At 60.9% G+C, this 15,540-nt stretch carries 13 protein-coding genes; 11 read left to right on the forward strand and 2 right to left on the reverse strand.

Annotation, left to right across the window (positions count from 1 at the left end):
• Window positions 1-45 precede the first annotated feature (45 nt).
• The 5 genes from DCC27_RS11035 (at window position 46) to DCC27_RS11055 (ending at window position 6,569) form a co-directional block, all read left to right on the forward strand.
• Window positions 46-1,323, forward strand: a complete 1,278-nt coding sequence (locus tag DCC27_RS11035; protein WP_210403474.1) for a DDE-type integrase/transposase/recombinase — start codon at window positions 46-48, stop codon at window positions 1,321-1,323.
• A 187-nt stretch (window positions 1,324-1,510) separates the two neighbouring features.
• Window positions 1,511-2,932, forward strand: a complete 1,422-nt coding sequence (argG, locus tag DCC27_RS11040) for an argininosuccinate synthase (protein WP_110101421.1) — start codon at window positions 1,511-1,513, stop codon at window positions 2,930-2,932.
• 188 nt (window positions 2,933-3,120) lie between these two features.
• Entirely contained in the window at window positions 3,121-4,596 is a 1,476-nt protein-coding gene (gtfA, locus tag DCC27_RS11045; RefSeq protein WP_210403475.1) for a sucrose phosphorylase, read from the forward strand.
• Window positions 4,583-5,356: a glycerophosphodiester phosphodiesterase family protein gene (locus tag DCC27_RS11050; protein ID WP_158278473.1), complete on the forward strand. Its 774-nt coding sequence runs from the start codon at window positions 4,583-4,585 to the stop codon at window positions 5,354-5,356. Before gtfA ends, DCC27_RS11050 begins: the two co-directional genes overlap by 14 nt.
• Window positions 5,357-5,492: 136 nt before the next feature.
• Window positions 5,493-6,569 (forward strand): 2,3-butanediol dehydrogenase, encoded by a 1,077-nt coding sequence (locus tag DCC27_RS11055; RefSeq protein ID WP_110110971.1) that lies wholly within the window; start codon window positions 5,493-5,495, stop codon window positions 6,567-6,569.
• Window positions 6,570-6,633: 64 nt separating this feature from the next.
• Here the strand turns inward: DCC27_RS11055 and DCC27_RS11060 are convergent, their stop codons facing one another.
• Together DCC27_RS11060 and DCC27_RS11065 are read right to left on the reverse strand one after the other, a co-directional pair.
• Window positions 6,634-8,151: a YdiU family protein gene (locus DCC27_RS11060; protein ID WP_110110972.1), complete on the reverse strand. Its 1,518-nt coding sequence runs from the start codon at window positions 8,149-8,151 to the stop codon at window positions 6,634-6,636.
• 3 nt (window positions 8,152-8,154) lie between these two features.
• Window positions 8,155-8,784 (reverse strand): GerMN domain-containing protein, encoded by a 630-nt coding sequence (locus DCC27_RS11065; protein ID WP_146206445.1) that lies wholly within the window; start codon window positions 8,782-8,784, stop codon window positions 8,155-8,157.
• Window positions 8,785-8,946: 162 nt separating this feature from the next.
• Here DCC27_RS11065 and DCC27_RS11070 point away from each other — a divergent pair, with 162 nt between their 5' ends.
• The 6 genes from DCC27_RS11070 to DCC27_RS11095 all read left to right on the forward strand — a co-directional run bounded on the left by DCC27_RS11070 (window position 8,947) and on the right by DCC27_RS11095 (window position 15,470).
• Window positions 8,947-9,792 carry a CoA ester lyase gene (locus tag DCC27_RS11070; protein WP_110098141.1) on the forward strand — a complete coding sequence of 282 codons (846 nt, stop codon included), beginning with the start codon at window positions 8,947-8,949 and terminating at the stop codon, window positions 9,790-9,792.
• Between the two features lie 111 nt (window positions 9,793-9,903).
• A complete protein-coding gene (mvk, locus tag DCC27_RS11075) occupies window positions 9,904-11,022 on the forward strand; it encodes a mevalonate kinase (protein ID WP_110098140.1) in 1,119 nt (372 codons plus the stop codon).
• Window positions 11,019-12,029 (forward strand): diphosphomevalonate decarboxylase, encoded by a 1,011-nt coding sequence (gene mvaD, locus DCC27_RS11080; protein WP_110101427.1) that lies wholly within the window; start codon window positions 11,019-11,021, stop codon window positions 12,027-12,029. The genes mvk and mvaD overlap by 4 nt, the downstream gene beginning before the upstream one ends.
• Window positions 12,029-13,222 carry a phosphomevalonate kinase gene (locus DCC27_RS11085; protein ID WP_110110973.1) on the forward strand — a complete coding sequence of 398 codons (1,194 nt, stop codon included), beginning with the start codon at window positions 12,029-12,031 and terminating at the stop codon, window positions 13,220-13,222. The genes mvaD and DCC27_RS11085 overlap by 1 nt, the downstream gene beginning before the upstream one ends.
• Window positions 13,219-14,379: a type 2 isopentenyl-diphosphate Delta-isomerase gene (gene fni, locus DCC27_RS11090; protein WP_110110974.1), complete on the forward strand. Its 1,161-nt coding sequence runs from the start codon at window positions 13,219-13,221 to the stop codon at window positions 14,377-14,379. Before DCC27_RS11085 ends, fni begins: the two co-directional genes overlap by 4 nt.
• Complete coding sequence (locus tag DCC27_RS11095) at window positions 14,376-15,470, forward strand: hydroxymethylglutaryl-CoA reductase (protein ID WP_110110975.1); 1,095 nt, start codon at window positions 14,376-14,378, stop codon at window positions 15,468-15,470. The genes fni and DCC27_RS11095 overlap by 4 nt, the downstream gene beginning before the upstream one ends.
• The last annotated feature ends 70 nt before the right edge of the window (window positions 15,471-15,540 follow it).

Below are 15,540 nucleotides of genomic sequence, written 5' to 3' on the forward strand. Positions count from 1 at the left end.
GGTCGTGCCTCACGTATCGTGAGCGCGAAGCCATAGTGTGAACGCATGGATAAGGACATTGTCTCGATGAGTGCTCGGATTGAAGTCACCAAGCAATTACGTAGGGATTATCGCACGGGGTCCAAGGCGGAGAAGTCAGCGATTTTAGATCAGTTTTGTGCTTCCACTGGGTTGGGCCGGTCCACGGCCAGGCGGTATCTGACGTCGCAGACCATCGGGGTCAAAAACGTGGTGCGCATTGACCGTCGAAAGCATAAACCCACGAAGTATTCGGCGAATGCGAAAAAGCAGTTGATCCGGGTGTGGCGGTTGATGGGCATGCCCTCGGGCAAATACATGAAACCGGTGATGGAAGACTGGTTAGACGCGTTAGAAGCCCACGATGAGTTGGCGTTTGGCCGCTCCGGGTATAACCCCACGGTGCGTGCCCAGCTGGTGGCCATGAGTGCCGCCACGATTGACCGGTATCTCAAGGCCGAACGCGACCGGTTACGCCTCAAAGGCATCGCTACGACCAAGCCTGGGGCCTTGTTGCGCAACTCGATTACGGTGCGACAAGCCGGCGATGAGGTCGAAGACGAACCAGGGTTTTTCGAAACCGACACGGTGGCCCATTGCGGGCCAACCCTGCAAGGCGAATTCGCCCGCACCCTAACCATGACTGATGTGCGCACCGGGTGGGTGCACCTAGAAGTGCTCCGTCATAACGCCCAAGTGCACATCCTGGCAGGATTGGACCGGGCCGCAGCCGCCATCCCCTATGGGATCGCGGGCTTAGATTGTGACAACGGGTCAGAGTTCATCAACCACGAAGTCATGCACTGGGCTGCTGACCGGTTGATCTTTTTCACCCGGGGCCGGCCGTATCAAAAAAATGATCAAGCCACCGTGGAATCCAAAAACAACCACGCCGTGCGAAAATTTGGGTTTCACTACCGGTACGACACCGCAGATCAACGCGCCATCCTGGCGGCCCTATGGCAGGTGGTGGGTTTGAAACTCAACTACTTCACCGCCACCAAAAAACCCACCGGCTGGACCCAAGACGCCAGCGGGCGGCGCAAACGCCTCTATGACAAACCCAAGACTCCCTACCACCGGCTGCTGGATGCCGGGATCCTCTCCACCGCCCAACAAGAAGAGCTAGCGGCCATCTACCGCAGGATCAATCCAGCCCAGCTGACCCGCCAAATCCTGACCTACCAAGACCGGCTGATCAGCCTGGCCAAAGACAAAACCCTCACCATCGCCGCCGACCTCGACAGCAAGCACCAGGCCCGGCAAAAACGCCGCACCACCGGCATCCGCACCAAAGCCAGCTAACCCAAGTTTTCGCGCTCAAACTAGCTGAGGCACGACACTGCAGCCACGCGACCTCTCGCGCTCACGATCTGTGAGGCACGACTTACCCTTCGCGCTCAGTTTGACATGAGGCACTACGGAACCCGGGTCAGGCTCATAATGGGTTAAGAATTCCGGTCAACCGGCCCTCGGCGATAAGGTAGGAGTTATGTCTAAGGTTTTGTCTTCTCTGCCCACAGGTGAACGCGTCGGAATTGCCTTTTCTGGAGGTCTCGATACGTCCTGTGCTGTGGCTTGGATGCGGGAAAAGGGTGCTACGCCGTGCACCTACACCGCCGATATTGGCCAGTACGATGAACCGGACCTGGAAGGCGTCACCCAGCGTGCCAAGGACTACGGTGCCGAAATCGCTCGTTTCGTGGACGCCAAGAAACCACTGGTGGAAGAAGGATTTGTTGCCCTAGCCTGCGGTGCGTTCAACGTCCGCTCTGGGGGGAAGACGTACTTCAACACCACCCCGCTGGGTCGTGCCGTGACCGGCACCATGCTGGTGCGCGCTATGAAAGAAGACGGCGTTGACATCTGGGGTGATGGCTCCACCTATAAGGGCAATGACATTGAGAGGTTCTACCGCTATGGCCTGATGGCCAACCCCAAGTTGCAGATCTACAAGCCCTGGCTGGATGCTGCCTTTGTGGATGAGCTAGGTGGCCGTCAAGAAATGAGCGAGTGGCTGGTTGAGCACGGCTACCCCTACCGCGATTCAGCTGAGAAGGCCTACTCCACTGACGCCAATATTTGGGGCGCCACCCACGAGGCTAAGCAACTGGAGTTCCTCAACACCGGCCTGGATATTGTTGAACCGATCATGGGTATCCCCACCTGGCGCGAAGAGATCGAGGTTCCCTCGGAGGAAGTCTCGGTCGGTTTTGAAGCCGGACGCCCAGTGAGCATCAACGGTGAGCGCTTCGAAGACCCGGTGGCGCTGGTTTACAAGGCCAATGAAATCGGTGGCCGTCACGGTCTCGGCGTCTCCGACCAGATCGAAAACCGCATCATTGAGGCCAAGTCTCGCGGCATCTACGAGGCTCCGGGGATGGCTCTATTGCACGTGACCTACGAACGGTTGCTCAACGCCATTCACAACGAGGACACCCTCGATAACTACTTCACGCTGGGTCGTAAGCTCGGACGGATGATGTACGAGGGTCGTTGGTTCGACCCGCAGTCGCTGATGTTGCGCGAATCGCTACAACGCTGGGTGGGCTCGGCAGTGACCGGTGAGGTCACGTTGCGTCTACGTCGCGGTGATGACTACACCATCCTGGATACCACCGGTGAGAACCTCTCCTACCACCCGGAGAAGCTGTCGATGGAACGCGTCGGCGATGCCGCCTTCGGCCCCGAAGACCGCATCGGCCAGCTCACCATGCGCAACCTGGACATCGCTGACTCCCGGTCTCGACTGGAGCGGTATGCCACCACCGGTATGGTCACCGGCCCGACCGGTGAGCTGATGGGTGAACTCGAGGTCGGAGGCGCCGCCGATATTGCCTCCGCTACCGGCCAGCCCGATGAGGCCTCCGACGAGTTGGGACTTTCGGCTGCCTTTGATGCCGGCACCGACTAGCGCACGGCGCAATGCGCGCAACCACCCAACGACCGCTGGGTGGTAGCCATCGGTCAACGTGGTGCCGGCGAGGAGCAGACGTTTCGTAGCTTTCGATTCGCCAGCGACGGTAATCTGGTGGATATCGAGCACTTTTCGATCACCGCACCCGAATGGCCCGATGTGGCCCAGCGACTCAGAAATCGGTTATGACCACCTCACCACTGCCGGAATCCCGCACCCCTGCCACCACCTTGCGGAATGGCGTTCAACTGATTGTCTACGCCAACCGCTTCGGCGGTGATCTGCTCACTACCCGTCGCTGGATGGACACCTACTTCCCGGGCGCGTTCACGGGTGTCCACTTATTGCCGTACTTCCGCACCTATGACGGCGCTGATGCCGGCTTTGACCCCATCGACCACCGCGAAGTCGACCCGCGATTGGGCGACTGGCCGGATGTGGCCTCCGTGGCGGAGGCCTACGATCTGTGCTCCGACATGATCGTCAACCACATCTCAGCCCACTCCCCGCAATTCCAAGACTTTCTTGCCCACGGCGCCGACTCTGAGTATGCCGATATGTTCCTGTCCTACTCCGGGATCTTCCCCGAGGGAGCGACCGAGGATCAGCTGTTAGCCATCTACCGGCCACGGCCGGGACTGCCCTTCAGCCTCTACCGGGTCGCCGGCCAACCTCGCCTGCTGTGGACCACCTTCACCGCTGAACAGATCGACATTGATATCAACTCCGATCACGGTGCACAGTACCTCACCGAGATCTTGCACCAGCTGGCTGAAGCGGGCGTGAAATTGATCCGCATGGACGCGGTGGGATATGCCTTCAAACAGGCCGGGGCCAGCTCATTCATGATGCCCGAGACCTTTGAATTCATCGGCAGACTCACTGAACAAGCCCACCAGCTGGGCATGGAAGTTCTTGTCGAGATCCACTCCTACTACCAGACTCAGCTCGAGATCGCCTCGCGCGTGGATTGGGTCTACGACTTTGCTTTGCCACCACTGTTGCTCCACACTCTCACCACGGGGTCGGTCGCTGCGCTGAGCGAATGGATCCGGGTGCGTCCGACCAACGCGATCACGGTCCTGGACACTCACGACGGAATCGGTGTGATCGATGTGGGGCCAGACCAGCTCAACCCCCATCGTCCGGGACTGCTGCAAGACGCCGACGTTGATGCACTGGTGGAAACCATCCATCGGCTCTCGGACGGCCAATCCCGGTTGGCCACCGGTGCAGCGGCCTCAAACCTGGACCTCTACCAGGTCAACTCGACCTACTACGACGCGCTCGGTCGGGATGACCAACGCTATCTCACCGCACGAGCCATCCAGTTCTTCTTGCCCGGTATCCCACAGGTGTACTACATGGGCGCGCTGGTTGCCGACAACGATATGGAATTGTTGACCTCCACCGGCGTGGGCCGCGATATCAACCGTAGTTATTTCACCGCCGAAGAGGTCGAACGATTGATGTCACGCGACGTCAATCAACGGTTGCTCCAGCTCATGCAGTGGCGCAACCAGCACCCGGCCTTCCAGGGCGTCTTCTCGGTGGTTGAAGCCACCGAAACCATGGTGCAGCTACGTTGGGAGCATAACGACCACTGGGCTCAACTCATCGTCGACGCGAGCGCGGGAGATTTCAGTTGTGAGTGTTCCTGACCGCCACCGGGACCGGCCACTGGTCGTAGGCCACCGGGGAGCCTCACTGCTGGCACCGGAGAATTCTCTGCTGGCTCTGCGGGCCGGCCTGGATGCTGGCGCGGATGCGGTCGAAATCGACGTGCAGCTATCGGCTGACGGGGTTCCGGTGGTTTTCCACGACCGTCTGTTACAGCGCACCACGAATATCGACGAGGTGTTTCCCGAACGACACCATCTCCCCCTGAGTTCTTTCAGCTACGAGGAACTCTCCCAGTTGCAACTGCGCGGCCCACAGGGGCTGTCCGGCGAACGCATCCCCACCCTTGATCAGGTGCCCCAGGTACTCGGCGATCACGCGCAGCTGTTTGTGGAAGTCAAAGAACCAGCACACTCGCCGGGGATCATCCAGCTGCTCATCGGCCGGCTCACCCAGGACCCGGTTTTCTCCTCGCTGGTGGCGCAACACCGACTGCGTTGCATCAGTTTCGACCACGCCACCATCCGGGATGTGGTTGCCGGAGTTCCAGGACTACACGGTCAATATTTGGTCGATCAGCCTCCCAGCCGGCACGTGGTGATCGATGCGGCACGCCATTGCCTGTCGATGGGGACGAACCACCGCACCCTGGATACCACCACAGTACGGGCAGTGCACGAACACGGCATGGCGCTCAGTGTCTATACGGTCAACACCGTCGCGGACGTCCAACGGGTCACCGAGCTCGGAGTTGATGTGATCACCACCGACGACCCTCGCCTGGTTCCTTCAGGGTCGTGAGCTAATGGCGGTCATTGAGCCATGGGGTAGACGTGCTTGCACGAGTAGGGTGGGCGTTATGGGGCGGATCGGAATCATACGCCCCACATCTACGCAGTGAATCTCCATACATCTGATACCCCGCCAGGGAGGCGTCATGCGCGCAGCGCGTTATTATGATCAAAAAGATATCCGAATTGACGACATCGATGCCCCTGAGGCTCAGTCTGGCCAGGTACTGATCGATGTGGCGTGGTGTGGCATCTGTGGCAGTGACCTCCATGAATATCTTGAAGGACCTCTTTCGATTCCTCCGGCCGGACATCCACACCCGATATCTGGTGAAGAAGCTCCGGTCACGATAGGACACGAGATGTCCGGAACCGTGGCCGCTCTGGGCGACGGTGTGACTGATCTCGAGATTGGTCAGCAGGTCGTCGTCGAGCCCTACGTCATTGAGGAAAAGTACAAAAATACCGCAAACTATAATTTGTCTCCGAACATGGGCTTTATTGGTTTGGTCGGCCGCGGTGGTGGTCTTGCGGAACAGATTGCCGTGGACCGTCACTGGGTTCACCCAATTTCGGATGACGTTCCTCTGGACCAGGCAGCCATGATCGAGCCCTTGTCGGTCGCTCATCACGCGTACGTGAATTCTCAGGCTCAGTCTGGTGATATTGCATTAATTGGTGGAGCCGGACCGATCGGCGTACTCACGACCGCCGTGCTAAAGGCTGAAGGAATCACCACCATCGTCTCTGAGCCCTCGGATCTGCGTCGCAACCGGGCTGAAGAAAGCGGTGTCGCCGATTACGTCTTAGACCCTCGCAACGATGATGTGGTCGAGGAAGTTCTGAAGATCACCGACGGTCGGGGCGTTGACGTGGGCTTCGAGTGTAGCTCAGTGCCGGTGGTCCTCGATACATTGATTGAGGCTGTCCGCCCGGCCGGCACGATTGTGAACGTTTCGGTCTGGAGCTCTAAGCCGGAGGTCAACATGCCGAAATTGGTTCTGAAAGAGATCAAACTGGCTGGGGTGATCGGTTACTGCAACGACCACAAAGACACCATCGATCTTGTCGAATCGGGCAAGATTGACCTCAAGCCCTTCATCACCGGAAAGATTGGTTTAGACGATCTGATCGACAAAGGGTTCGATGCGTTGATCAACCACAATGAATCCGCGATTAAAATTCTGGTCTCACCATCGGGCCAGGGCCTCGACGAGGTGTAATTACCTCTGAGAAATGAGAAAAGGGTGCACAGCTGAGATGCCACAGCTCGTGCACCCCGGTGGGCTAGGTCCCGCAGAAGGTCTGGAAACTGTGAGTGAAACTCTCCGGGGCCGGTTGCTCAAAGCGTTCCGTATAGGGCTTCCAGTCGTAGGGGTGGGTCACCAGGTCCCATAGCGTGGTGAAACTGTCGCTGACCCGATCTCGTCGGGCGACAACCTCGCTCACCGAGTCCGCCAGGGCTTCTTCCACCAGATGGTTGCGCGGAATATAGCGCGGGTTGAGGGCCTGCAGTCCGGAGGTTTCCGGTTCGAGCGCTCGCCACTGGGTGAGCCACGTCCGGGCCCGTTCGGTCTCACCGAGGACATCGGTGTCGGTCTCGTCTATGGTCCCTGCCAGCCTGCTGAGGCCGAGGAAGAACTGGGTGAGATCCACCCGGGTTTCTTGCCACAGCTCGGGAAGCTCGCGCACCAGCTCACGGACGCGGTGGTCGTCGTCGTAGCGTTCGGACAGCCCGACTTTCGCGGCCAAACCTCGTTCATACGCGTCGACAAACGCCGGGGCAAATTCGCGCACCTGGTGCTCAGCGATCTCCAAGGCCCGGTTCGGATCCGGATCAATGTTCGGCAACAGCGCCTCGGCCAAGCGGGAGAGATTCCATTCGGCCACCGCTGGTTGATTGCCGAAAGCATACCGGCCGTTGGTATCAATGGAGCTATACACTGCGGTGGGGTCAAAGCGGTCCACGAAAGCGCAGGGACCATAATCAATCGTCTGACCGCTCAAGGTCATATTGTCGGTGTTCATCACCCCATGCACGAATCCCAGTCGCATCCACGAGGCCACCAGCTCGGCTTGGGCGTGCACGGTGTGGGCCAAGAGCTCCTGAGCCGCGGGTCGATCAGATTCCAGACGGTCCGGGGCATGTCGGGTGAGCGCTAGTCGTATCAGACGGTCCAGGACCTCTTCGGACTGGTCTGAACGCGGTTTGACGTGGCGGGCCAGCTGCACGCTACCAACGCGAAGATGAGAGTCAGCGACACGCACGAGGATCGCTCCCGGTTGAGTCTCGCGCCCCCGCACAACTCGTTCACCGGTGAGGATGACGGCCAGGGCGCGGGCGGTAGCAATTCCGAGCGCATGCATGGCTTCACTGATCAGATACTCGCGCAGCACCGGGCCGAGCACCGCCTTGCCATCCCCGGCCCGGGCGGCCCCAAACGGGGTCAACCCTGACCCCTTCAGGTGGAGGTCAACACGACGTCCGGTGGCAGAGCAGGTGAGCTCGCCCAACAGCACAGCCCGGCCATCGCCTAAGACCGGAGAAAAAGCGCCGAACTGGTGACCGGCATAGTTCTGTGCCACCGGGACAGCATCCTCGTCCAGGTGTTGGCCCAGGAGGAACTGCAGGCCTGGGTCTGAGCTCAGCAAGTCCGGGTCGAGTCCGAGATCCTCTGCCAGTTGAGTATTGAGTAACAGCATCTGGGGAGCCGGGCCCGGCTGGGGGGAGAAAGGAACGCTGAGCTCTGGGAGCGTGTGGGCAAATTCCGCCCCCAGTCGTGGGACAGTGGGGGAATGAGACATGATCTAGGACTCCGTGGTGATTTCCTCGCCCAGCTCAATATCAGCGATGCCGAGCACTTCATTGAGGGGCTGGTCGTTGACGGTAATCTTTGATTGTGAGACATGCGCTGCCCGCTCGGCTGTCTGCTTCAATTGCGCCAGAATGCGTTGCGACTCGCAGTCGCTACGGGTGACCACCTCTCCAGACAGCTTTACGGTTACCGTATCACCGTCGATGGTGGTTTCCTCAACCTGTAGCGATTCCCGAGAGAACACCACGGAATTGGTAAATGGCGGATCGCCGTGACGGTAGTGCTGGTCATCCAGCAAAAACTGCACAGCCTGTTTGACCGTATCGGTCTCGTTCTCCACCAGGGTGGGAGCGGACTGGACCGAAACCAACAGGTCTTCGCAACCAAAGGTGTTCCCGGTGGTATTTGGCGGGTAATTACCTGACAGTGCAACCAAGCTGATCGGCAGGGAGGTGTAGCCATCGTCATCGGGCTTTTGAACGTTGACTGTCCCTCCGGGACCGAGGGATTCGGGGTTCGAATTTTCGTCGGAACAGCCGGTCAAAACCAGTGCGCCACAGACCGCCACAGCAGACAGGCGGGGCCACAGAGAACCGCCGCGAGGACGTTTAGCGAGCAACATGGTTTTGGGCACTCCCGAGCGCAGATTGGATTAACGGCAACACGATCTGCCAAGATCCTACCGCTAAAACCAGGGAAACCGGTCTGTTCTGCGACGGGTTACTCGGTGGCTGTGGGTGAACAGCCGGTGTCAGCTACACAGCGATCGACTAATGTTTAATGCATGCCTTTGAGGAACCGACGCGCTGCTGCTTTGCCCGCTAAATTGTCTCGTTCGTGGCTGTTGATGAGCGCAGCACAACAGGATCTGTTTGCGCCCGGAATGGCATCCGAAGCCGATTCCATCATCCTGGATTTAGAAGCTGCTGTTCCCGCAGAGCAGAAAGATCAGGCGCGGGAAAATGTGGTTGAGGCATTGACCTCGGGGATGACTGGCTGGGTGCGCATTAACGGCCCGAATACCGATGAATGGGCCGAAGATCTTCGTCAGCTCCAAGGACTCAGCGGACTACGTGGGGTGATGTTGGCCATGTCTGAACACCCCGAACAGGTCTCACACACCGCCATGCGTCTGGGTGCTGGCGTTCCGGTGTTGGCTCTGATCGAATCTGCGGTGGGAGTCGAAAATGCCGTGGAGATTGCCCGGGCACCGGGCACCTTCCGCTTAGCGTTGGGCACCAATGACTACCGCAAGGATGTCGGTGTGTCCGAAGATGCGCTGGCCATGGCTTATGCGCGCTCGCGGTTGGTCAATGCTTCCCGCGTCGGCAAGCTTCCTGGCGCCATTGACGGCCCGCCCGCGGTGGAGGCAGCCGTCGAGACCGTGGTGGAAAGCTCCCAGCTGACCGCGTCGATGGGGATGACCGGGCGTCTGTGTTTGAATCGAAGCCAGGTCGAAGACATCAATAAGGCGCTAAGCCCATCCGAGGACGAATTGGCCTGGGCTCACGAAATGCTCGACGCCCATGAAGCCGGCGCGCAAGCTGGGGAAGGGTCCTACCTGCCACGTCTGGCACGCGCCCAAAAAATTGCCGATTTGGCCGACTCCTACGGGTTGTGGAACGCCTAGTGCCGTGCGAGGTTCGGTGATCACGTAGAATAAACATTTCGCGAGACGACCAACGCCTGCGGACCGTACCGTTAGAATGCCCATGTCAGCTACGCACCAGTAATTGAGTTCATGCAACCAACACAGGATTACGCCCCACGTCGTGGTTCTCGGCACCACCACGCCGTCGTGACTGCTCCAGAAGGGCCCACAGCTCGCGAGAGCAAAGACCCCTCGACCGGTGTGCAGTCCGGGCTGGGCTCAGCACACGGCAAGGCGATTCTGATCGGCGAACACGCGGTGGTCTACGGTGCACCAGCGATCGCGCTACCTCTGCTGGACTTGCAAGCCACCGCTAGTGTGCGCGATTCTCGGCGCGGGTATCTCACCACCGATCTCTACACCGGTCCGCTCAACGACGCCCCCAAAGACATGGGGCCGATCGTGACCGCGTTACGTGCCTCAGCAGAAAAATTGGATGTGCGGGCCGACCGACTCGATGTCATCTTGCGCTCAACCATCCCGTTTGAACGTGGTCTGGGCTCTTCGGCGGCTACCGCCGCGGCAGTCGTGAGAGCCGTGGCCAACCACGCTGGGGTCCGGTTGTCTCCGGCAGAAGCCCATGAGCTGGTGCAGACCGCCGAAACCGTTGCCCACGGTACCTCCTCCGGACTGGATGCCCACGCGGTGCAGTCACTGGCCCCATTGCGGTTCCAACAGGGCAAGCCCACCACCGTTCAGGTCGGCGCGGGACTGACCTTTGTTATCGGGGATACCGGCACGGTCGGCTCCACCGCGGCCGCGGTGGGAGGAACCCGGATGCTACGTGATATCCAGCCGGCAGTCGTCGATCGTGTCATGGAGGATCTCGCCGATCTGACCGACGATGTGGCCGTGGCCTTGGGGGACGGTGACGCGGTGCGTGTGGGCCGCAATATGCACGAAGCTCACACGCTTTTGGCCTACCTGGGAGTCTCTGCCCCGGCCCTGGATGCCCTGGTCGCAGCGGCCCTTGAGGCCGGCGCTTACGGGGCCAAACTCACCGGCTCGGGACTCGGTGGGTGCGTGCTTGCTCTGGTCCCCGACCAAGAACTCGCCGGAAAAGTCGCGGCGGCTATGACCGCGGTGGGCGCCACCCGCGTCTGGACCACCTCGTTGACCCCCAACACCACCGACAATCAGACGGCACCCACCGCCCGGATTGCTCCCTCCTCTGCCCCCACCCCCTCATCCGCCCAGGAGGATCGTTGAGTCACGCCATTGCTCAAGCTCACCCCAATATTGCCCTGGTGAAGTACTGGGGCAAGGCCGATGAGCAACTGATGATCCCTCTGGCCGGGTCCCTGTCAATGACCCTGGACGATTTTGCGACCACCACTCGGGTGGAACTGCTCGGCTGTGCCAACAGCTCCGCCGATAACCTCGACACAGACCTCTTTGAACTCAACGGTGCGCCACAAACCGGATCGAACGCGCAGAAAATCAGCGCCTTCCTGGATCTGGTGCGCACCTTGGCCGCCGAAGCCGGTCTGGACACCGCCACCGCCCGCGCCCGGGTCACCTCCTGCAACGAGGGGCCCACCGCGGCCGGAATGGCTTCTTCGGCCTCGGGCTTTGCCGCCCTGGCCACTGCCGCAGCCACCGCCTATGGGTTATCGCTAGATACCGCCCAACTCTCCCGGCTGGCCCGGCGCGGGTCCGGTTCCGCCTGTCGGTCGGTGATCGACCGGTTTGCGGTCTGGCACGCTGGCACCGACGACGCCACCAGCTATGCCACCGCAATCCAGGCCCCCGACATGCGCATGACCGCGGTCACCATTTCCGGCACCCAGAAAAAAGTCTCTTCCCGTGAAGGAATGCGTCGTACGCTGTCGACCAGCCCCTTTGTTGCTGGCTGGGCCCCCACCACCGAAGCGGTGCTGAAACAGATGATGGCCGCCTGTGCCGCCGAGGACTTCACAACCATCGGTGAGCTCACCGAGCTACACGCCCACCGGATGCACGCACTGATTAATTCCGCCAACCCGCCGATCCGCTACCTCGCCCCCGATAGCTGGCGGGTCATCGAAGCCGTAACAGGTCTGCGTGAAGCCGGCACCGAATGCTACGCCACTGCCGACGCCGGCCCCAATGTGGTGATTATTTCCCGCCCGGAAGATGCCGAGACCGTCGTGGCACGCATGCACGAGCTCCTCCCACAGGCCGGGGTGAAAACCTTCGCTCCGGGGCCCGGGGCCCAACTGGTGGAGGCCCCCTAGTGTCCAGCCGCCTTCCGCTGACCGCCCAAGCCCCCGGCAAGCTGTATGTCACCGGCGAATACGGTGTCGTCGAGCCTGGATGCTCGGCCGTGTTAATTGCCGTAAATAAGTACCTGAGCGTCACCCTGCGCGCACCCGGCTCACATCGGGGCCACGATGTGCTCACCGCTGCCCGAATCTCTCAAGCCATCGACACCGCTCGCACCGGCACTGACTATGCGCTGACCACCGCGGTGATCATGGAAAAATTCCGGGCCGAACGCGGACTGACCCGTATCCCGGTTGACCTGGATGTCCACAATGACCTCCGGGACGCCAATGGGGCCAAGTACGGGCTGGGCTCTTCCGGGGCGATCACCGTGGCGACCGTGACCGCCTTTGATGCGCTCTACCAGCTTGGATTGAGTGAGTACGACAAATACCGGCTGGGCCTGCTGGCCTCCATTCAGGTGGCCCCGCGAGCCTCCGGTGGCGACGTGGCCGCCTGTCTGAGCGGAGGGTGGAGTTGCTACACCTCCCCGGACCGCGCCAAGTTGCCCCGGGTCTTGCCCGTAGATGTCGCCGGGGACCCGCAGGGCCCCGTCAGCTCAGTCACCGACGCGTTGGCCTCGGAACACTTCGCCGAGACCCCGTTTCGGCGGCTCACGGTGCCCGAGAATCTCACGGTGTTAGTGGGATGGACCGGCCGGCCGGCACTGACCGATCAGCTGGTCGGTGAAGTCCATAGCTCCAAACAGGCCTGTAGCGAGAGTGATGAGAGTTTCCAGTCGCTACTGGCCATGTATCAGCACATTGTCGCCGACGTGGTCACCGGCCTGGAATCCGGGGACTTTGCCACGGTCCGCGACGGGATGGTCGCCACCCGCACCGCCTTGCACCAGTTGCAACAGCTGACCGGGACCAGCATTGAAACCCCGGCCTTGAAAACACTGATCGACCTGGCCCAACAGGTCGGCGGCCAACTGTGCTGCGCCAAATCTTCCGGGGCCGGTGGGGGAGACTGCGGCATCGTGCTGGCCGACCAGTCGGTCGATACCGCGCTGATCACCGGAGCCTGGCAAGAAGCCGGCATCACCCCGCTACCGATCGGAGTTAGTCCCACCGGAGCCCGTATCATAGAAACTCCAGACCTGCCCGCATCGCACCAGGGCCAGCACGAGACACCGTACGAGGCAAAGGACTATCACCAGTGAACTCCACGGCAGCATCGCGCAAAGACGACCATATTCGCTTGGCCGACGCCCAACAGCACCAGCTGGCCGACCATCCTGTGGTCACCGACTACGACCGGGTCGAAATCCTCCACCATGCCCTGGCCGGCATCAGCCCCGAGACCACGACCACCCACGCTACCCTGGGACCCTGGCAACTGGTCGCCCCGCTGTACATCAACGGCATGACCGGAGGCACCGAACAGGCCCGGGAGATCAACCGGGCCCTGGCTCAAGCAGCAGCGGCTACCGGAATCCCGATGGCCTCCGGGTCGGTGGGTATCGGGCTGGATGAGCCCAGTACCGCTGACTCCTTTCGCGTGATTCGCGAAGAGAACCCGGACGGGCTGATCTGGGCCAATATCGGTGCCGGACGCAGCGTGGAAGATGCTCACCGGGCGGTGGACCTGCTCGATGCCGACGCGCTACAAGTTCACCTCAACGCCATCCAAGAAACCGTGATGGTCGAAGGCTCGCGAGACTTCAGCAACTGGCTGGGACTGTTAGAAGACATCGTGCGCGCCCTGGAACCCGATGGGGTACCGGTGATCATCAAAGAGGTCGGTTTCGGACTCAGTGCCCGCACCCTGGGCCAACTGCGCGATATTGGGGTGACCATTGCCGACGTCGCCGGCTCTGGAGGTACGAACTTCGCCCGCATTGAAAACGACCGTCGCGCGAGCGGAGAGGATCCGATTGCCCAGGCTGGCAACTGGGAGTGGATCACCCAGCTGGGCTCCTCGGCAGCCCGGTGCCTGCTCGATGCCCACGCCACCGGTATCCTCTCCAGCCCGCACCAGCTCGCCGAGCACCATCACTGCGAACTCCAGGTGCTGGCCTCCGGCGGAGTGCGCCACCCGCTGGACGTGGTGCGAGCCCTGGCATTGGGCGCCCGTGCGGTGGGGGTAGCCGGCACGTTTTTGACCATCGCCAGACACCATGGTGCGGAAACTCTCACCGAGGTGATCCGCATCTGGCTCACCCGCATCCGCCAGCTGATGGTGCTGTTGGGTGCGCACACCGTCGAGGAGTTGCAGTACACCGATGTGATCCTGCATGGGCCTGTGCGCGAATTTGCCCTGGCCCGCGGGGTCGACCTGGCTCAGTTGGCCAATCGTTCTGGGAAGGAGACCCGATGACCACCGACAGCCCACTACGCGATCCGGGTACCAGCACCTACTCTCAGGAATTTCCCACCGGGGTGCCGACCCGCTGGATAGGCCCGATACGGATCGGTGGTGATGGCTTCACCACCACCGAAATGATCGACATTCCATTAGCGACCTACGAAACCCCGTTGTGGCCCTCCGTGGGGCGTGGGGCGAAGATCTCCCGGCTCCACGAGACCGGCTTGCAGGCGACAGTGCATGACCAGCGGATGACCCGCTCGATTCTGCTCACCGCCGATTCAGCGCGCACCGCTCAACGAGCGGCCGAGGTTATCGACGCCCGCCACCAGCGCCTCAACGAGCTGGTCACCGCCGGATCCCGCTACGCCAAACTCATCGAGATTAATCCCGAGATTGTCGGTAATTTGCTGTTTGTGCGACTGGCCTACACCACCGGGGACGCCTCCGGACACAATATGGTCACCGCCGCCTCTGACGCGGTGCTGTCGGAGATCCTCAGCTGGGACCTGGGGCTGGGATACGGGTCGGTGTCAGGAAATTTCTGCACCGATAAAAAAGCCACCGCGGTCAACGGTGTGCTTGGTCGCGGAATCTCGGTCACCGTGGAGATGGTCATCGACCGCGACGTGGTGGAGAAGAATCTGCGCACCACCGCCGAGCAGCTCACTCAGTTGGTCGTGCAGAAAAACTATGTGGGTTCCACCATCGCCGGAGCGATCCGATCGGCGAATGCTCACTTTGCCAACATGCTCTTGGCCTTCTATCTTGCTACCGGCCAAGACGCGGCCAATATTGTCGAAGGCTCCCAGGGCTTCGCCTATGCAGAAAACCGCGAGGGCGACCTGTACTTCTCGGTGAGTCTGCCTCACCTGATCGTCGGCACGGTGGGTAACGGCAAGCACCTGCCCCACGTGCAACAAGCCATGGCACGGATGGGGCTGAACGAAGACCGCGAGATCGGCGAGAACTCCCGCCGGCTGGCCGGGTTGATCGCCGCCAGCGTGTGGTGCGGTGAATTGTCCTTGCTGGCAGCTCAAACCAACCCCGGTGAGCTGATGAACACACACCGAGCATTCGAACGCAACCAGCAACAGCGCTAGACTAGACAGACTGGAGACAAACGGCTGAGACGCCCAGCGGGGGCGAAAAAGCGGGCAAGAAGGGGTAGAA

Origin of the sequence: Auritidibacter sp. NML130574 (assembly GCF_003185725.2) — a bacterium.
GTDB classification, from domain to species: domain Bacteria; phylum Actinomycetota; class Actinomycetes; order Actinomycetales; family Micrococcaceae; genus Auritidibacter; species Auritidibacter ignavus.